Raw genomic sequence first — 18,980 nt, forward strand, 5'->3', positions numbered from 1 at the left:
AGAATATAGACAAATAGAGAGATGAGGTTTGATTTGCAAAGAGTAATACAAAAAGCAAAAGATTTTAATGAACTTGTGATGTTTGAACACTCCATCTTTTCCCTGCCATTCATTTTTATAGCGATGATAGTGGCAGCGGATGGTTGGTTTGGTTTATGGCTTTTGGTTCTTGGTGTTTTGGCAGCACTCAGTGCGAGAAACTTTGCGATGGGTGTGAACCGTTATGCTGATCGTGATATTGATGCAAAAAATCCAAGAACAAGCAGCCGTCCGAATGTAGACGGCAGACTTGACAGGGGAAGCATACTTATATTTATAATTGTCAATGCCCTTATTTTCATTGCCGTAGCCTATATGATAAATTCTCTTGCCTTTGCTCTGAGTATTCCTATTTTGATTGTTTTGGCAGCGTACTCCTACTTTAAACGTTTCTCCTCTTTGGCACATGTGGTTTTGGGTGTAGCACTTGGACTGGCCCCGATTGCCGGAGTGGTTGCGGTCAATGCGGCGATACCTTTATGGTCTGTCCTGCTCTCTTTGGGTGTCATTTTTTGGGTTGCAGGGTTTGATCTGCTCTATTCTTTACAGGATATAGATTTTGACAAAGAGAATGATTTGTACTCCATTCCGTCGCGTTACGGAGCAGAGGCAACACTCTTCATTTCTGCTCTTTTTCATGCCCTGGCTGTTTTGTTCTGGCTGCTTTTTGTATGGGCGGCAGATCTTGGCATGTTTGCATACGCAGCGGCTCTGGGCAGTGGTTTTGTACTTTATTATGAGCAAATGCTCGTACGAAAAGATTTTACAAAAATAGACCGTGCTTTTTTTACCGTCAACGGCTATCTGGGCATTGCCTTTTTAATTTTAATAATTATTGACAGGACACTCTCATGAATAAACCCCGTTTAGTTCCCGCACCGATTGCTATAGTTTTTTCAGAAGCTGATTTAAATAAAGACGCATATGAAAGAGAGTACCAGCAGCTGAGTGAAAGTGATGATGATCCGATTTCACAGTGGCTCAAGCTTGCAAAAGCCCGAGGTGAAACAGCAGAGAGCGATCCTGTCTTGTTGAACCTTATGGTGGAACTCCACCGAAAGATAGACGCTTTGGAGATGTTTTTAAAAAATGAAACACCAAAAAGGCTCTCTTTGACAAATGAAGCGCATATTCGCGCTATCGGATTTGAACATTTTGAACTCGAAGAACCTATGCTGCAAGAGGGCAAAGAGTATTATGGGCGCATTAGTATGCCGGTACATCCCAAACGTGATATCGGCGTGTTTTTTAAGGCACTTTCTCCAAATTTGGCACAGATTGTCAGAATGCATGAGCGGGATGAAAAAGAGTGGGCTGCCTACCTGACTGCACGTGAGCGTATATTAATCCGCGAATCCAAAGAGAAAAAACAGTGAATTTGGATCAATTGAATTTCAATGTAGAATATCTGATTGTCATACTTGGTGCGATTATCCTCTATCTGCTCTATTATGTCTATACAAAAGATGCCGAGTATTCAAAAAACATTCGTTCAGTTGCTTCTGTAGTTGAAGATCTAAACAGAGAGTTTTATTATCTGAAAAAAAAACTTGATCAGACACAAAGCAGTATGAAAGAGAATTCACAAAGAATGAGTGATGAGGAAATTTATCAGGAAATAGAACGCAGTGTCTATGATATGGTGCATCCGCTCTCTTTGGCGATAAAGCAGTTACAAAACAATATCAATATCATTGAACATGAAATACAAAACAAAATACTGCAGCTTGAAAGCGGTGTAAAGCAGATCTCTATTCCTGCATCTATTCACGGGAATGATGATGAAAAAATTATATCTTTGTTTAAGCAGGGCATCTCGATTGAGACAATTTCCAAAGAACTGCACCTTTCCAAACCTGAAGTGGAATTTGTATTAAAAATAAATAAGATAAAGTAGAGCAAGCGTGAACGCAGACAGAAAGCTTTTTACCCTCGTGTCACTTTTAATTGGCATAAGCATAGTCCTCTCATATACACTGACGCCCTATACAACACTCTTATTTGGCGTGAATGAATTTCATTTTGCGATAAGACAGACTGTTTTTGGGCTCATGAGTCTGATCATAATTTTTGTGCTCTCGCAATTAGATCCTGAGAGATGGCTCAAACCCATAGGTTTCACTCTCTTTTTTGGTTCTCTGATTTTGATGATAGCCATGCCTTTTTTGCCTGAGAGTATTGTTTCTGAAGTTGGCGGGGCAAAACGATGGATTAAAATAGCAGGTTTTTCTCTTGCACCGGTAGAGTTTTTCAAAGTCGGTTTTATCTATTTTCTGGCATGGAGTTTCTCTCGAAAACTCGGGCATCATGACGGTATGGGACTGAGTGGTGAGTTTAAAAGATTTATGCCCTATGCTGTTATTTTTTTAGGAGCGATGTTTATCATAGCCTTTTTGCAAAAAGATTTGGGGCAGGTTGTTGTTCTTGGCGCTACTTTACTTTTTATGCTGATTTTTGCAGGGAGCAGTTTTCGGTTTTTCTTCTCTATCCTGGGTGTGATTTTTGGAGCAGTCATCCTCTTTATTGTAACGGCACATCACAGAATACTCAGAATAAAATCATGGTGGGCTTTGGCGCAAAACTCTGTTCTTGATCTTTTGCCTGATGCGATTGCCGATAAACTTCGGGTGCCTGTCGAAGTCGAACCATACCAGATAGGGCACTCTCTCAATGCCATACACAATGGCGGTTTTTTTGGTACAGGACTTGCAAACGGAACATTTAAACTCGGTTTTTTAAGTGAGGTACATACAGATTTTGTCTTGGCAGGACTTGCGGAAGAGTTTGGATTTTTTGGTGTTTTATGTGTAGTTGTTCTCTTTTTATGGATGATTCAGCGTATATTTAAAATAGCCAACAGAACCAAAGATACAAGTATATATCTCTTTAGTATCGGCATCGGACTGATTCTCTCTTTTTCTTTTTTGGTAAATGCCTATGGAATAAGCGGTATAACGCCTATTAAAGGGATTTCTGTTCCTTTTCTCTCTTATGGCGGCTCGGCGATGCTTGGGGCTGCTTTTGGTGTTGGTATGGTCCTTATGGCATCTAAAAAAGCAAAAATGAATTAAGGAATAATGAGCATGAAATTATGCATTACAGGTGGCGGAACGGGGGGACATTTGATGATAGCCGAGGCTTTGTCCGCAGCTGCTGTGGCAGAGGGGCATGAGGTGATTTTTGTCGGTTCTACTTCGGGACAGGATAGAAAATATTTTCAAAAATACAGTAATTTTTCAAATGTCTATTTTTTAGAAACAACAGGTGTTGTGAACAAAAAGGGTATTGCAAAAATAAACGCACTCTATAAGGTTTTTCAAGCTTTTTTGGAGGCAAGAAAGATTCTGAAAAAACATAAAATAGAAGCAGTTTACAGTGTCGGCGGATTTTCTGCGGCACCGGCGTCTTTTGCTTCTTTGAGCCTTTTTATACCGCTTTTTATTCATGAACAAAATTCGGTTGAGGGCAGACTCAACAGACTTTTAAAAAAATATGCCAAAAGTTTTATTTCTGCCTATGACAAAAATTCCCCTGTAAAAGGGTATCCTGTCAAAGAGGTTTTTTATAAAAATGCCAGATGCAGAGAGAAGCTGGAAACCATTATATTTTTAGGCGGTTCCCACGGGGCAAAGGCGATTAACGATTTGGCTTTACATGTAGCCTATAAGCTGCAAAAGATGAATATTGCCATCATACACCAGGCCGGAGAAGCTGATTATGAAAGAGTCCGGCAGGAGTATGACAGACTTGGTGTTTCCGTTGAGCTGTATGGATTTACAAAAAATCTGCCGGAGTTGATTACCCGTGCCGATTTGGCGGTTTCGCGCGCAGGTGCTTCAACACTTTGGGAACTTACAGCAAACGGATGTCCTGCGTTTTTTGTTCCCTATCCGCATGCTGCAGGGGATCATCAGTATTATAATGCGCAGTTTCTCCTCAAAGATGATGTGGCATGGTGCGAACGCGAAGGGAAAAATTTGAAACCAAAACTGATCAAGGTTCTTAAAAATCCGCAACTCAAAGAAAAGAGTGAAAAACTCCTGCACTACACAAACGGGGATGTCGCACAGCAGATGGTTCAAGATCTCCAAAAGAAGATAAAATGATACAAGAGTTGGCGCAGGATTTAGTAGATCTGATATTTGACTGGGGATATCTCGGCATTTTTATTATGATGGCGATTGAATCTTCTTTTATTCCTTTTCCGAGTGAAATTGTTTTGGTGCCTGCCGGATATCTGGCAGCAAAAGGAGACATGAATATAGCTTACATTATGGGAAGTGCCTTGGGCGGTTCTTTGCTTGGTGCCTTTGTAAATTACTATCTGGCACTGACACTGGGACGTAAATTTCTTTTGAAATTCGGAAAATATTTTTTTATTTTTCCTGAGACACTTGATAAAATGGAAAGCTATTTTCAAAGTCACGGGCATATTTCCACGTTTACAGGAAGACTTATTCCCGGGATTCGGCAGCTTATTTCCATACCTGCGGGGCTGGCACGTATGAATATAGTCGAGTTCTCTCTTTTTACAACGCTGGGAGCCGGAATCTGGGCACTGATTTTGACACTTTTGGGCTATTTTATAGGAGAAAATGAAGCGCTTATACAAGAATACTTAAAAGAAATAACTATAATAGTTTTTGTTTTGTTGGTAATCTTAGTTTGGATATACTACACTTATCAAAAAAGAAAGGCATAAGATATGGATTATATGTTTACTCAAGGGTTCTTGGGAACACGAGCACCTTTGTTTATGGATGTGGTGACACTTATTGTCGCAGTTTTGCCGTTATTGGTATATGGAGCGATTGCTTTAGCAAGAAAAAAACTGTTTAAGGCACACGGTCTTGTCCAAAATATTATTTTTATCATTTCTGTCATTGTTGTAGGCTATTTCGAATATGGTGTTAGAATTGGTGGCGGATTTGATGCTTTTATGCAAGGAAGCGGTGTTTCTCATACCTATGCTTCAGTTGTATTGGTCTTACATATAATCATAGCAGTGCTTACACTGGTTTACTGGAGTCGTACAATAGTAAAAGCAAACTATCAGGTTATAAAAGGAGTGCTTCCTGGGTTAAAGTCCAATGAGCATAAATTATTGGCTTTGAAAACTTTTTTGGGTATAGTTTTTACTTCATTTAGCGGTATTTGGGTATATTTGCTGTTGTTTGTATATTAAAAAACCTTGCCTTTGGTCTTTAAAGACGCACAGCCCGTACTGAAGTACGGGTTCCTGAAGAATTGTATATCTTTACATGTAAGAAATCCTTGCTCTTTGGAACCCGTACTTCAGTGCGGGCTGAGAATGGCTTTGAAGTTTGCATGTTAAATTTATTAGTAGGAGGAAAGAAAATGATAGAAGTTGGAGAGAAGGCACCGGATTTTTGCTTGCCAAATCAAGATGATGTTGAGATGTGTTTACGGGATTTAAAAGGAAAATGGATTGTGTTGTATTTTTACCCGAGAGACAATACCCCGGGATGTACAACAGAAGCCTGTGAATTTACGGAGGCTGCTCCGGATTTTTCCTCTTTGGATGCGGTGATTCTTGGTGTGAGTGCAGACAGTACGAAAAAGCATAGAAACTTCATAGAAAAACACAATCTGGGTATCACACTTTTAAGTGATGAAAGTACCGAGATGATGCAGAAGTACGGTGTGTGGCAGTTGAAGAAAAATTATGGCAAAGAGTATATGGGCATTGTCCGTTCCACCTTCATTATAGACCCTGAAGGCATTGTGCGTGCAAAATGGGAAAAAGTGCGTGTCAAAGGACATGTAGAAGCTGTCAAAGAAAAACTCAAAGAACTGCAACAGTCATAAGATGGTATAATATTAAACAAGAATGTGGAAATGTCATGACAGTAATGGTGTGGAGGAAATGTAGTGAAATGTTGTAGCATAAGACTTTTTTTATTTGTCTGTTTGGCAGTGCTGCAACTGCGGGCAGAAGATTTGCTCTCTTCCATTATGACAGATATGAAGCAGTTTAATGAAATTGCTACGCAGACAAAACAAAATGAACATTACCAACCCTATATTATCTCTGTCTTTGAAGCAAAAGAGTTGGAAAAGTTGGGTGTCTCTAACCTCAAAGAGGCATTGTTACTTGTTCCGGGCGTAGATATGGCTACTGATAATTTTAATAACCAGACACCGATTTTCAGAGGTTCCAATCCTTTTGCCTACGGACAGTCCAAACTGCTCATAGACGGTGTGTTGGTAAACAATCTTTTCTTTGATTCTTATTCCGAGTATTTTTCCATGCCGATAGAGATGATAAAACGCATAGAGGTTATCAGAGGGCCAGGGAGTAAAGTAGACGGGATTAATGCCTATGCCGGATCCGTTAATGTTGTAACCTATGCGGAAGATTTTGAAGAATTTGAATCAAATGACAAAGTTGTATTTAAATATGGTTCGTATGATTACAGAATGGGCGGTTTTGTAAAAAACTTTAAAAGCAAAGACTTTAAGACACATATAGATTTTTATTACCAAAAAGACAATAAAAATATATCCTCCGGCCCGGACGGACTCTCTCAAGGTGCATTGGGTCCGGCAAACATAGCTTTGTCCCAGTCAGGTGAGGCTCCCTTATGGCTTGATGAATATTCTCTCGGACTGGATGTACGGTACAAAGAGTTTAGACTCAAAAGCCGTATACTGCAACATAAACAGGGAAGCGCCTACGGGATCAACCTTGCACTGCCTCAAGAGAGTGACAGAATGAAACTGCCGAGTTACTATGCTGAACTGGGGTATATGAAAAAGACACACCATTTTAAACTGGACATAAAAGCAGGAGTAAAATACGATGCCTTTGATTCAAAAGCAAAACTGGCACCTGATAATTTAGTTTTAGGCAGTGTAGTATTTCCTGAGGGTATTTACGGAGAGCATTATGCAAAGCAGAGAGTTTTGTATCAGTCTACATATGTAAAATACAGCGGAGTTGCAAAACATACCATTACAATAGGCTACAAAGCAAGACAGGAGAAAACAATTGCAATGAGTTCGAAACTCTCCAATCTTGCTACGGGTGATGCAACTTTGGTAGATTATACGCTTACACGGCCGTTTTTTGATAAAGATGCTTCACGGGATGTTTATACGCTCTTTTTGGGAGATGAATACAATGTTAACACTAAGCTAAGCATCTTATACGGTATAAATTATGAACAGACCTCTTATGAAGATGCAGGGTTTGAGCCAAGAGTTTCTTTTGTTTATCATAAAGATTTCAAAAACATATTTAAAGCTATCTACAGCAACTCCCATAGAAATCCGTCCTGGCAGGAGATGTTTACAAAAAACAACAGTGCAAGAGTAGGCAACACAGACTTAAAGCCGGAAAAAGTAACATCGTATGAACTGGCATACATCAGAAACTTTTCCAATGATGCCTATTTGCAGGCGAATCTTTTTTATCTTGTCAACAAAGATCAGATATACAATTCTGTTGCGGATCCTGTCTATAAAAACAGTGCCAAGACAGATATTTACGGAATAGAACTTGAGTTCAGGGGGCATATCCTGCCTAATGACAAAGTGTATGCAAATTATACCTATACAGACGGCAACTACAGGATGGATGGCAGCAGCCACAGCCATAACCTGCCGAATGTTTCCCATCATCTGGCAAAAGGATTTTATATTTATAATATAGATCCTGCTTTGGCTTTGAGTGCAACAGCAAAGTATGTCAGTTCAAAAGAGAGGATCGAGACAGATCTGCGTCCAAAGCTAAAGGCTTATATGACACTCGATACTGCAGTGAATTATAAAAATATTCAGTATGGTTATATCTTGAATGTCAGTGTGAAAAACCTTTTTGATACAGATGTGCGATACCCCTCTTCTCCAAATACATATGTAAATGACTATGCGCAGGAACGCAGAACATTTTTAATTACCTTTAAGAAGAGGTTTTAGATGATGCGCTTGTTACTTTTATATTTCTTATTTGTTCCTCTGCTTTTTGGATACAGTTATGATGAGTTGTTACTCAAAGCACAGGCATCGATTTTTCCAAAAATCATGTTGCTTGATAAAAAAATAGAAACAAAACTTATAAAAAACAGACTTGTATATACCATTGTGTGTGATGAAAGTGATTATGGTACAGCCTTACATGTAAAGCAGTATATAGACAATAAATTTAAAGGACATTTTGATAAATACCCGTATGAAGTGAAGACAGTTGATTTTGCACATCTTGATATGAAAACACCTGCGTCAGCGTTTTATGTTCTGAAATCTTCCAAGGAAAATATTGCCAAGGTTGCAAAAATTGCCAGAAAAAGGGGCGTCATCACCTTTTCTTATGATATAGAAAATCTAAAAGAGGGGCTGCTGCTCTCCTTGCTGATAGAAAAATCAACCATGATTTATCTTAACAAAGAGAATCTGAGAGATGATGTTGATTTTGTCTCTTTTTTATATCAAATGGTAAAGTTTTTGGACAAAGATAATTTTTAATATTGTAGTTATGCTAAAATATAATCAAAAACAGGTATTGTATAATGAAAGAAAAAAAATTCAAATCGCTCTCATTCAGAATTATGAGTTCCATTGTCATTACCTCATTTATCACAATTGGGGGGATTTTTTTTGCATTTGAAAAAATAAACAAACACGCCTTTTATAATATGGAACTCCAAAAAGCAACCCTCATCTTAAAAACAATAGAACCTTTAATAGCGGTAGATATGTATCTTGGCATAGAAAGACAAATAGATGCGAAATTAGAACAGTTAATGCAGAATAAAGAAATTCTTTCTGTGCAGATTTTTCAAAAAGGCAAACTGCTGTATGAAAAGAAATCTAAAAATCATTATGAAAGCCTTTTTGTCCTGAAGTGGGATATTCTTAAGCCAAATTCCAGGAAGAAAATAGGAACAATTGTTTTAAACTATTCAAATCACAATTATGAACAGCTTACACAACAGTATACACATTTGCTTCTCAAAATGCTTGTGATTCTTTTCTTGATATTTATATTTCTTGGTGCTTATATAGAAAATTTACTCAAACCTTTGCGAAAAATTGCCAATATACTTCATGGTTTTACACCGGAGAAAAAATTAAAGATAGAACCGATACAAGAGAAGAATGAAATTTCTCTTATAGTTTCTGCATTAAATGAGATGCAGGAGAGAGTATTTGACTATGCAAGAAAACAAAAAGATATCAATGCCTATCTGGCAAGAGAAGTTGAAAAGAAAACAGTAGAGTTGAAAAGACAGCTCTTTATAGATGATCTGACACAGCTGCCCAACAGAAAAAAGCTTTTTTACAATATAGAACATCTGGATAATGACGGGGCATTGCTGATTTTAAATATAGATGATTTTAAAGAGATAAATGATTTCTACGGACAGATTGCAGGGGATTATGTTCTCATAGAATTTGCAAAAAAACTGCAGGCTTTTGTCGAAGAGGAACAAAATATCAGTGTCACACGACTCTCAGGAGATGAATTTGCTCTGTGCTTCAGAGCAAGGCCTTCTCACAGGACTTTTATGCGAATTGTCAACAGTCTGTCAAAAGAGATTGAACAGATGGTCTTTCATTATGAAGAAAACGAGATTTATATCCGTGTGACAATGGGTGGAACTTTACAGCCCAATGAGATGCTGGAAAAAGCAGATATTGCTCTTAAGGTTGCCAAAGAGCAGAAAAAATATTTTTTGCTGTATGATGAGAAACTTAAAATAGAGAGAAAATATCAAGAAAATATGGAGTGGGTGAAAAAACTAAAAGCTGCCATAAAAGAAGAGAGAATAGTGCCTTTTTTTCAGCCTATCTTTGATACCCGGACGAAAAAAGCGGTGAGTTATGAGTGCCTCATTCGCCTGATAGAGACAGACGGCTCAGTTGTCAGTCCTTACAGGTTTTTAGACATTGCCCAAAAAAGTAAACTTTATCCGCAGTTAACAAAGATTATGCTGAGTAAAAGCTGTCAATATTTTCAACACAGAGATACATCATTTTCGGTCAATCTTTCTATTAATGACATTCTTGATGCAGAGATGGTGCACTATATTCAAAAAACCGTTAAAAAATACGGTGTCAGCAAAAAAATAGTTTTTGAAATTCTTGAAACGGAAGGGATTGAAAATTATGAAGAGGTTTCAGCTTTTATACACAAGATGAAAGCATTGGGCTGCAAAATTTCCATAGACGATTTTGGCGCGGGGTATTCCAATTTTGAGCATATGCTCAAGCTTGATGTTGATTACATTAAAATTGACGGCAGTCTTATCAAAAATCTTGAAACAGATGTAAATGCTCAAATAGTTGTTGAGACAGTTGTGGATTTTGCGAAGAAGTTAAACTTGGTAATTGTAGCAGAGTTTGTTCATAATCAAGCGGTGTTTGAAATAGTCAAATCGCTTGATATTGAACGGGTACAGGGATTTTATCTGGGTGAACCAGATAAAGAGATTTTAGATTAATATCTGTAGCGTAAGTAAAAACGGATATCCTGTGCTTTATCCACATAATTAGCAGCACCTGCCATTGTTGAAGATATTTCTACCGAATTTCCTGAAGTGCTTCCAAAGAAACCGTTGCTTCCGGCATAATTATAGTCTATATAGGTATATCGGATTTGTAAAGAGAGGATGTCTTCTATCAAAGGTTCGGTAAAGTATGCTTCGTAGGCATTACCGCGTGCTGCGAGTTTTGAACCGATATTTGTGTCTTCCGCATAGGTAATACTTCTCCAGTATTTCGAGCCGTGATTAAATTCTAGTCCCCATCTTCCCTCTTCGCTGATAAGTGATGGGTACTGCAGACCAATCCAATAGGAATATCCTTTGACACTTTCATCAATTTTGCTTCCCAGCATACTCTGTCCCTTGTCCGGATCTGTAATACTCACAGCACCACTGACAAAAAATACGGTATCATCCAAAAAGTCGTTGATTCCGTCGCCTATTCCGTTTGCGACAAAGTTTGCTGTAAAGGAGTGTATATTGCCGACAGTATCAAAACCACCAGTTCCTGTGTTTACATCAATTAAATTTCCTGCATAATAGTATTGCGAGTTGATACTGTACTGTCCGTCACTCCAGGGAGTAAAGATGAGTCCGACCAGATCTATAGAGGCATTGGAGGTTGTATCGGCGTACGGTGCTGTGTTAAATCTTGGAGCGGCATTGCTCATACCGCGACCGGCACAAAATTTGACATACATTCCGTCAATACCGGTAACATTTTCCAAATTAAACTTGGAACTCAAGCCGTCAAACTCAACATTGATAGTATGCCCCATAGGTGAAGCGGCATGATCATCATCTCTCAGGTTGACAAGATGCCCGTTTGTTGAAGGACGGCGTCCTACACTGAATGTCCACGGAATATCACTGCCCATAAAGGTGTCGTTTTTATAGAAAAAGTATGCAGAACGTACTCTGAGTGTATCATCGTAAGCATTTTCATTGGCGATCCAGTCAAATGTTTCAAAAGAGCCATTTGCAGGAGTAACACCGCTTCTTGCACCAAATGCTTTGTTGTATGCAAGTTGTCCTGTAAAACTCAGGTGTTTTGTAGCCGCCCAGTTCATATTTAACCAGAGTCTATTTGTCATAAAAGCATTGTTCTTTTGTGTACTGCCGTCTGCCATTTTGTACTGGAGATTGTCAACGGCAAATCTGTAATCAACATTGAATTTTATGTGATTTCCGTTTGTGTTTCTGTTAAGGTTAGAGATGGAGTCCTGAATTTCTTCAAGCTGCTCTTCTACCGTCATTTCATCATCATCTTCGTCATCTTCTTCATCTGATGAAGCTGTTGCCTCGGTATCATCAGCCGATTCCTCCTCGTCAGCATCTTCTTTTTGCATCATTGAAGCATGGTCTTGTGCTTTAAGGGCATCAAGCTCTTTTTTCATTTTTTGCATTTCAAGTTCCATTGCTTGAAATCTGTCATACATTGATTCGGCATTTACATTCGTTGTTCCTAAAATAGCAATAGTTGCTAAAGAAAGCAGTAGAGGTTTCTTCATTTCGTCCCTTTTTTGTGTTGTTTCTGTGATACTATACATTGTTTAAGATAAATTTACTTTTAAACAAGTGCAGATATATATAAATATTTATTATGCAAACGAAAAATGGCATCTTTTTAAAAAAGCTGGCTTTAAATAAAGTTTTAGTATAATTCGCGGATTTTTCTTTTACATGTAAGAGAAAATATTAACAGGTATGTGTCAAAAGTCAGTGCAACCCGTTTTTTAACGGATAATTGTTCGACATTACCAAAGCTAACTGACAAATTTCTGGTTTGAAACAAAACCTTTAAGGATACCCTATGGTAACTATGAAAGACCTTTTAGAATGTGGTGTACACTTCGGACACCAAACACGTCGTTGGAACCCAAAAATGAAAAAATACATCTTTGGTGTTCGTAAAAATATCTATATTATAGATTTACAAAAAACTTTGCGTTATTTCCGTAACACATATACTATCGTTATGGATGCGGCAGCTGAAGGAAAAACAATTCTTTTTGTCGGTACAAAAAAACAGGCACGTAATTCTGTAAGAGAAGCAGCTATCGCTTGTGGTATGCCGTATGTAGACAACAGATGGTTGGGTGGTATGCTTACAAACTTCCCGACTATTCAAAAGTCTATTCGTAAACTTGATGTGATTACACAAATGCAGGAAAACGGACAGATTGATCTTTTGACGAAAAAAGAAGCATTAATGCTTTCTCGTAAAAAAGACAAACTTGAGCAGTATTTCGGTGGTATCAAAAACATGAAAAAACTTCCTGATATGCTTTTTGTTGTTGATGCGGTAAAAGAGCATATTGCAGTTTTGGAAGCAAGATGTCTAAATATTCCAATTGTAGCACCACTTGACACAAACTGTGATCCGGATCTTATCACATATCCTATTCCTGGTAATGATGATGCTATCCGTTCTATTCAGCTTTTTTGTCGTGAAATGACAGCAGCTATCAATGAAGGAAAAGCACTTCGCGATGCACCGGTAGAGGAAGAGCAGACTGAAGAAACTCCGGCAACCGAAGAAGCAGCGACTGAAGAGGCTCCGGCGACTGAAGAAGCGGCAGTAAAAACTACAGAGGAAGCATAATTATGGCAGCAGTTACAGCAGCAATGGTAAAAGAGTTGCGTCAGGCAACAGACGCACCGATGATGGATTGTAAAAAAGTTTTAGTTGAAGCTGACGGCGATATGGAAAAAGCAAAAGAGCTTTTAAAAGAGAGAGGAATTGCAAAAGCAGCGAAAAAAGCTGACAGAGTTGCGGCTGAAGGTCTTGTTGGACTTAAAATGGCTGATGACAACTCGAAAGCTTCTGTTGTTGAAGTAAATTCTGAAACAGATTTCGTTGCACAAAACGAAGGATTCCAAAATCTTGTAAAAGATACGGCAGAAGAGGTATATAACAATCAGCCTGCTGATGTTGATGCGCTTATGGCAAGTGAATTCGGTGCCAAGTTTACAGAAACTGTCACGAAAATCGGTGAAAAAATCGAAGTACGCCGTTTTGGTACACTGACAGCTGCACCGGATGAGGCATTAAATGCATATATCCACTCAAACAGCCGTATAGCTGTTATTGTAAAAGCAAAATGTGACAGTGAAAAGACTGCGGAGTGTATGAAAGATACATTGAAGCAAATTGCTATGCATGCATCGGCTATGAAACCGACAACACTCAGCTATAAAGATTTTGATCCTGAGTATGTTGCAAGTGAAACACAGGGTCGTATTGAGGCACTGAAAAAAGAGAATGAAGAGCTCAAAAGACTCGGAAAGCCTCTGAAAAATGTACCAAAATACATCTCTATGATGCAACTCACTGATGAAGTGATGAAACAGGCTGAGGCTGACATCAAAGCAGAATTGCTTGCAGAGGGAAAACCTGAGAAGATTTTAGACAAAATCATTCCTGGTAAAATTGCCCGTTTTATTTTAGACAATACACTGCTTGATCAGGAACAGGCACTTTTAGACCAGCAATATGTTTTGGATGACAAATTAACTGTGGCACAGGCAGTTGAAAAAGCAGCAAAAGCATGTGGCGGTACTGCCGAAATTACTGAATTTATTCGCCTTGAAGTAGGTGAAGGAATTGAGAAAAAAGAAGACGACTTCGCAGCAGAAGTTGCAGCACAAATGAGCTAAGCCTTTGGCTTGACTCATTCCCTTTACACAGACCTCTTTTTTAAAAAACCACTCTCTTTTTAAATTTTATGCTATACTTTTTGCATGAGTATAAATAATTATAATAAAATCATTGTTATAGGCGGCGGTTATGGCGGGCTTCGGGCTGTTGAAAATCTTGCAAAAGACAAAAACAACCAAATTACGCTCTTAGACAAGAATGCCTATCACTTTATGCAGACAGATGTTTATGAGCTTATTGCAAATGAAAAAGATTTTGCAAAAGTGAGCGTCGATCTTTTTACCTACTGCAGTGGATTTGAAGGAAATGTCAGTTTCTACAAACAAGAAGTCGAAAATATTGACTTTGAAAATAAAAAAGTCATTACTGATACACAACGGTTTTCTTATGTTTATCTTATTATAGCTGTGGGTGCACGGACAAAGTTTGTTAAAAGTATCCAGGGTCTCAAAGAGTATGCACACGGAGTCAAGGCCTTGCATCGTGCGATGTATTTTAAACAAAAGTTTGAAATGTCACTGTTTAAAAAAGTACAGGAGAGCGGTGTTACATGTAAGGCTTTGAGTATTGTGGTTGCCGGTGCAGGACTGAGCGGTGTTGAAATAGCCGCACAGATGGCATCATATGCAAAAGAGTTTTATTGTGAAAATAATTTTTTATGCAGAAAACTAAACATAGTCCTTGTCAGTTCATCAAAGCAGATACTCAAAGGTTTGGATGATTTTTTGGTTGAAAAGTCTCACAAAAGATTGTTGGATCTTGAAGTCGTTATAAAATCAGAGGCAAGAGTAATCTCTTTGACACAAGAGAGTGTTACACTGAGCAACGGAGAAACTATACCTATGGATTTTATGATTTTTGCCGGAGGAATTGAGCCAAACGGACTCATCTATAAACTTGACTTACCGAAAAACGAAAGGGGTTTTTTAAATATCAATGAGTATCTGCAGGCAGGTTCAAAAAAAGAGGTTTTTGCCATAGGTGACTGTGCCACTTTGTATAATAAAGGTGAATTAATAGCGCCTACAGCGGATGTTGCTGAGCAGATGGCAGAGCTGTGCAGTGAAAATATTATGCGTATGGGCACAAACAAAAAGCTCAAAGCACATGATATCCGTTCACGCGGTATGCTGATTGCCCTGGGACGCAGGTATGCAGTAGGAAAAATTTCCAATATATATATCAGCGGATTTGTGGCATTTATTATGAAAAAACTTATTGAAAAAGTCTATTTTATAAAGTTGGACAGGCGTTCAAAAAAAGGCTGTGATAAAATTTTTAATGCTTAAAATAAGCAAGAGTAGAATATAATAGCCTTATGAATCTATTATCTGCCAAAAATTTATCACACTCATTTGAATATGAGCTTTTTTCTGACGTTTCGCTCTCACTTGAAAGTAATGAAAGTATTGCTATTATCGGGATGAGCGGGAGCGGAAAGTCTACATTGCTACATCTTTTGTCTACTCTTTTGAAACCGGACAAGGGAACTGTTACGCTTTTTGGAAAAGAGACAGCCTCTATGAGTAAAAAAGAGCTGACGCTTATAAAACGAAACAAGCTCGGTATAGTTTTTCAATCCCATTATCTTTTTAAAGGCTTTACCGCCTATGAAAACCTTGAAGTTGCCCAAATTCTTTCACAAAAAGAGATAGACAACAGTTTAATCAAAGATTTGGAAATCGAGCAGTGCATGCACCAAAAAGTTACAGAACTCTCAGGCGGACAGCAACAGCGTGTCTCTATAGCAAGGGTTTTAACCAAAAAACCTTCCATAATATTTGCCGATGAGCCGACAGGAAATCTTGACAATAAAACGGCTGCGGAAGTAATGAAACTTTTTTTTGATTATTGTCAGGAGAATGATGCCGGTATGATACTTGTAACACATGACAATAATCTGGCCAACATGTGTAAACGCGTCTATAAACTTGAAGACAAAGCATTGAAACCAATTAAATAAGGTCAAAATAGTGGGATGGACACAGATACTTAACGAAACGAATGTTGTAGCTTTTCTTTTGCTTTTTTTTCGTTTTGCCGGATTGTTTATTGCTGTGCCTATTTTTAATCATCAAAATATTCCGATGAATATCAAAGCAACCATGGCTTTTTTCTTTACAGTCGTTTTTTACTCTTCTATGCCTCCTCTGCATATAAGTATTGATGTCCCTAGTGTTATCATCGCTGTACTGGGTGAACTTTTGCTGGGTCTGTCAGTAGGAGTTGTATTGCAGCTTGCCTATAATGTCATTACTTTTGCAGGAGGGCAAATATCTTTTATGATGGGCTTTTCGATGGCAAGTGCTATTGATCCGCAGTCGGGTATTTCTATGCCTATAATTTCGCAGTTTCTTTCTCTAATGGGCTTAATGATTTTGCTTGTGCTTAATCTGCATCACTGGATGCTGCTTTTTGTCGACCACTCTTTAAAAACAGTGCCTCTAGGCGGTTTTATGATGAGTAAAGATCTGTTTCACTACATTATGCATGCGACATCAAACATGTTTTTGGTGGGTTTTATTATTGCTTTTCCTGTAATTGCTCTTTCATGGCTGGCTGATGTCATATTTGGAATGCTCATGAAAACAATGCCGCAGTTTAATCTTCTGGTTATCGGGTTTCCTATAAAAATCATGGTGGCATTTGTCGTACTGATAGCAACATTTACTGCAATCATGCTGATACTCAAAGGAGAAATTCAAGAAGCATTTAACTCTCTGGAAATACTTTTTTAGTTTTTTTTTGATACAATAGTGTTCATAGAGATTTTTGAAATACGCTCAAGAAATCATCCAAAGGAATATGCGTGAAAATACTGCTTTTAAATGATAATCCCGTTGTAAATAAATTAGTGACACTCAGTGCACAAAAAACTTCTGATGAAGTAGAAACAGCCTCTGGTATTGAGGGGATTTCGTCACATGATTATGATTTGCTTATTGTTGATGACAGTGTTTACACTGATGATTTGCTGCATGAATTAGAGACAAAAATAAAATACAAGAAATCACTTTTTATATGTGCAAAAGATGCCAAAGAAGTTGCATCTTTCTCGTCAACACTGAAAAAACCTTTTTTACCGACTGATTTGGTAGAACTTTTTATGATGCTGGAAAAAGAAATCAAAAAAGAAGCAGATGAGATGCCGGTTGAAGAAACAGAAGAATTAGATGATTTGGGTGATTTAGATACGCTGAATGATGATTTGGAATTGGATGATGAGTTGATTTTGGATGATGATGAAGAAGATTTCGGTGAAAGCGTACTGGATGATGAAGAGGCACAGAAGGTAAAAGATCTGCTTGATGAAAATGAAGAAGAGCTCTCTTTTGATGAGGAAGTGCAAAATGACCTTGAGAGCCTGGAGCTGGATGAGATGGGATTGAATGAAGAAGAGTTTTTACTGGATGAATCTTTGGATGAAGAGGCGCCGGAGCAAGAGGAGACAACAGAAGAGTCATCTGCCGAAGATGAAGAGGATCTCCTGGAAGCTTATGACATGGCACTGGACCTGGAAGATGAAGCAGATGTTGATATTTCAGAAGAAGAGAGTTTTGATTTGGAAGAGGAAACTGAAGCACTTGAAGAGGAAGAACTGCAAGAACTCGAAACAGCAACAGTAGAAGAACTGGAAGATGAAATAGACGAAATTGTCACAGATGAACTCAATGCCCAGGAGGGTGACATGGCAGTAGATCTGGCACTGGATTTGGAAGATGAAGCAGATGTTGATATTTCGCGTGACCCTGTAGATGATTTAGAGATACCACAAGAGGCAGAAGATGCAAGCCTGGAAGAAGAAATTCAAAATGCTGTTGAAAATCTGACACAAGAAGATTTAGAGAGCGAACTGGATGAAGACACTCTGCTTCAAATAGCAAAAAATGAGATTGATCCTCTGGAAAGTTTGACAAGTAAAGATTTAAAAGAGGCTCTGGGAGAAGAGACAGAAGAAGAGACAGAAGAAATAGAAGAAGAGAATGAAGAACAAAACAGTGGAGTTGAAGCACTGAAAAAACTTCTTGAGGCCCTCAGTGACAAAGATGTTGCAGCATCTATGAAAGGAATGAAAATCAGTATAAATATTACATTGGGTGACAACTCATGAGTGCTATTCATGGAGCAGTTTTGGTTCTTTCCGGTCCAAGCGGGGCGGGGAAAAGTTCTTTAATTCATAAAATTATCGATGATATCGGTGAATGTTATTTTTCCATATCTACAACAACACGACCTATGCGGGAGGGAGAAGTTGATGGTGTAGATTATTATTTTGTGGATGAAGAAGAGTTTAAAAAAGAGATAGAAGAAGATCAGTTTTTAGAGTATGCCGTTGTACATGGGAATTACTACGGAACTTCACTCAAACCGGTTAAAAAAGCGCTCTCTGAAGGAAAACTGGTTATTTTTGACATAGATGTGCAGGGAAACAGTGCAATTAACAGTCGACTCGGAGATATTACAACTTCTGTTTTTATTACGCCACCGACGCTGAGTGAATTGAAAAGAAGACTGCAAAACAGACAGACAGATGCACTAGAGGTGATAGAACGCAGGATTCAAATGGCCAGACGCGAAATTCAGAGAGTCTCTGAGTATGAATATCTTTTGATAAATGATGATTTGGATGCTGCTGCCGAAAAACTGCGTCTTATTGCAACGGTTGCAAGATTTAAAAAATCAAATGAAGAGATTAACAAATTTGTCCAGAAATGGGAAGATTTGTAAAACTTCAAAACATAATATATAGTGATAAGAGAATTTACAGCAAA

19 protein-coding genes are annotated in these 18,980 nt (G+C 38.2%); 18 read left to right on the plus strand and 1 reads right to left on the minus strand.

Annotated features, from left to right (window positions below; all coding sequences use genetic code 11):
* Positions 1-33: 33 nt before the first annotated feature.
* The 11 genes from mqnP to FJR45_RS02340 all read left to right on the plus strand — a co-directional run bounded on the left by mqnP (position 34) and on the right by FJR45_RS02340 (position 10,505).
* Positions 34-894, plus strand: coding sequence for a menaquinone biosynthesis prenyltransferase MqnP (mqnP, locus tag FJR45_RS02290; protein ID WP_193151164.1), 861 nt, complete (start codon positions 34-36; stop codon positions 892-894).
* On the plus strand, positions 891-1,415 hold the full coding sequence (locus FJR45_RS02295) for a hypothetical protein (RefSeq protein WP_151901083.1): 525 nt from the start codon (positions 891-893) through the stop codon (positions 1,413-1,415). The genes mqnP and FJR45_RS02295 overlap by 4 nt, the downstream gene beginning before the upstream one ends.
* Entirely contained in the window at positions 1,412-1,936 is a 525-nt protein-coding gene (locus tag FJR45_RS02300; RefSeq protein ID WP_193151165.1) for a hypothetical protein, read from the plus strand. The genes FJR45_RS02295 and FJR45_RS02300 overlap by 4 nt, the downstream gene beginning before the upstream one ends.
* A gap of 7 nt (positions 1,937-1,943) precedes the next feature.
* Positions 1,944-3,110, plus strand: a complete 1,167-nt coding sequence (locus FJR45_RS02305; RefSeq protein WP_193151166.1) for an FtsW/RodA/SpoVE family cell cycle protein — start codon at positions 1,944-1,946, stop codon at positions 3,108-3,110.
* 12 nt (positions 3,111-3,122) lie between these two features.
* Positions 3,123-4,145 carry an undecaprenyldiphospho-muramoylpentapeptide beta-N-acetylglucosaminyltransferase gene (gene murG, locus FJR45_RS02310; RefSeq protein WP_193151167.1) on the plus strand — a complete coding sequence of 341 codons (1,023 nt, stop codon included), beginning with the start codon at positions 3,123-3,125 and terminating at the stop codon, positions 4,143-4,145.
* Complete coding sequence (locus tag FJR45_RS02315) at positions 4,142-4,741, plus strand: DedA family protein (protein ID WP_193151168.1); 600 nt, start codon at positions 4,142-4,144, stop codon at positions 4,739-4,741. The genes murG and FJR45_RS02315 overlap by 4 nt, the downstream gene beginning before the upstream one ends.
* Before the next feature lie 3 nt (positions 4,742-4,744).
* The gene (locus tag FJR45_RS02320) at positions 4,745-5,224 is read left to right on the plus strand and encodes a DUF420 domain-containing protein (RefSeq protein ID WP_193151169.1); all 480 of its coding nucleotides are present in this window, start codon (positions 4,745-4,747) and stop codon (positions 5,222-5,224) included.
* 173 nt (positions 5,225-5,397) lie between these two features.
* Positions 5,398-5,868, plus strand: a complete 471-nt coding sequence (bcp, locus tag FJR45_RS02325) for a thioredoxin-dependent thiol peroxidase (RefSeq protein ID WP_151901077.1) — start codon at positions 5,398-5,400, stop codon at positions 5,866-5,868.
* A gap of 63 nt (positions 5,869-5,931) precedes the next feature.
* Positions 5,932-7,980, plus strand: a complete 2,049-nt coding sequence (locus tag FJR45_RS02330; protein ID WP_226966458.1) for a TonB-dependent receptor — start codon at positions 5,932-5,934, stop codon at positions 7,978-7,980.
* Positions 7,981-8,526 (plus strand): hypothetical protein, encoded by a 546-nt coding sequence (locus tag FJR45_RS02335; protein ID WP_193151170.1) that lies wholly within the window; start codon positions 7,981-7,983, stop codon positions 8,524-8,526.
* Positions 8,527-8,570: 44 nt separating this feature from the next.
* The gene (locus tag FJR45_RS02340) at positions 8,571-10,505 is read left to right on the plus strand and encodes an EAL domain-containing protein (protein WP_193151171.1); all 1,935 of its coding nucleotides are present in this window, start codon (positions 8,571-8,573) and stop codon (positions 10,503-10,505) included.
* Here the strand turns inward: FJR45_RS02340 and FJR45_RS02345 are convergent.
* Positions 10,502-12,058, minus strand: coding sequence for a DUF3373 family protein (locus FJR45_RS02345; protein ID WP_193151172.1), 1,557 nt, complete (start codon positions 12,056-12,058; stop codon positions 10,502-10,504). The genes FJR45_RS02340 and FJR45_RS02345 overlap by 4 nt on opposite strands.
* Positions 12,059-12,360: 302 nt before the next feature.
* Here FJR45_RS02345 and rpsB point away from each other — a divergent pair, with 302 nt between their 5' ends.
* From rpsB to gmk, 7 genes are all read left to right on the plus strand, one after another.
* On the plus strand, positions 12,361-13,152 hold the full coding sequence (rpsB, locus tag FJR45_RS02350) for a 30S ribosomal protein S2 (protein WP_193151173.1): 792 nt from the start codon (positions 12,361-12,363) through the stop codon (positions 13,150-13,152).
* A 2-nt stretch (positions 13,153-13,154) separates the two neighbouring features.
* A complete protein-coding gene (gene tsf / locus FJR45_RS02355; RefSeq protein ID WP_193151174.1) occupies positions 13,155-14,207 on the plus strand; it encodes a translation elongation factor Ts in 1,053 nt (350 codons plus the stop codon).
* Between the two features lie 84 nt (positions 14,208-14,291).
* The gene (locus FJR45_RS02360; RefSeq protein WP_193151175.1) at positions 14,292-15,497 is read left to right on the plus strand and encodes an NAD(P)/FAD-dependent oxidoreductase; all 1,206 of its coding nucleotides are present in this window, start codon (positions 14,292-14,294) and stop codon (positions 15,495-15,497) included.
* A gap of 29 nt (positions 15,498-15,526) precedes the next feature.
* Entirely contained in the window at positions 15,527-16,171 is a 645-nt protein-coding gene (locus tag FJR45_RS02365) for an ABC transporter ATP-binding protein (protein ID WP_193151176.1), read from the plus strand.
* A gap of 10 nt (positions 16,172-16,181) precedes the next feature.
* Positions 16,182-16,946 (plus strand): flagellar biosynthetic protein FliR, encoded by a 765-nt coding sequence (fliR, locus tag FJR45_RS02370; protein WP_193151177.1) that lies wholly within the window; start codon positions 16,182-16,184, stop codon positions 16,944-16,946.
* A gap of 71 nt (positions 16,947-17,017) precedes the next feature.
* Positions 17,018-18,319 carry a hypothetical protein gene (locus tag FJR45_RS02375; protein WP_193151178.1) on the plus strand — a complete coding sequence of 434 codons (1,302 nt, stop codon included), beginning with the start codon at positions 17,018-17,020 and terminating at the stop codon, positions 18,317-18,319.
* Positions 18,316-18,936, plus strand: coding sequence for a guanylate kinase (gene gmk / locus FJR45_RS02380; RefSeq protein WP_193151179.1), 621 nt, complete (start codon positions 18,316-18,318; stop codon positions 18,934-18,936). Before FJR45_RS02375 ends, gmk begins: the two co-directional genes overlap by 4 nt.
* The last annotated feature ends 44 nt before the right edge of the window (positions 18,937-18,980 follow it).

The organism is Sulfurimonas sediminis, from assembly GCF_014905115.1.
In the GTDB taxonomy this organism is placed as follows: domain Bacteria; phylum Campylobacterota; class Campylobacteria; order Campylobacterales; family Sulfurimonadaceae; genus Sulfurimonas; species Sulfurimonas sediminis.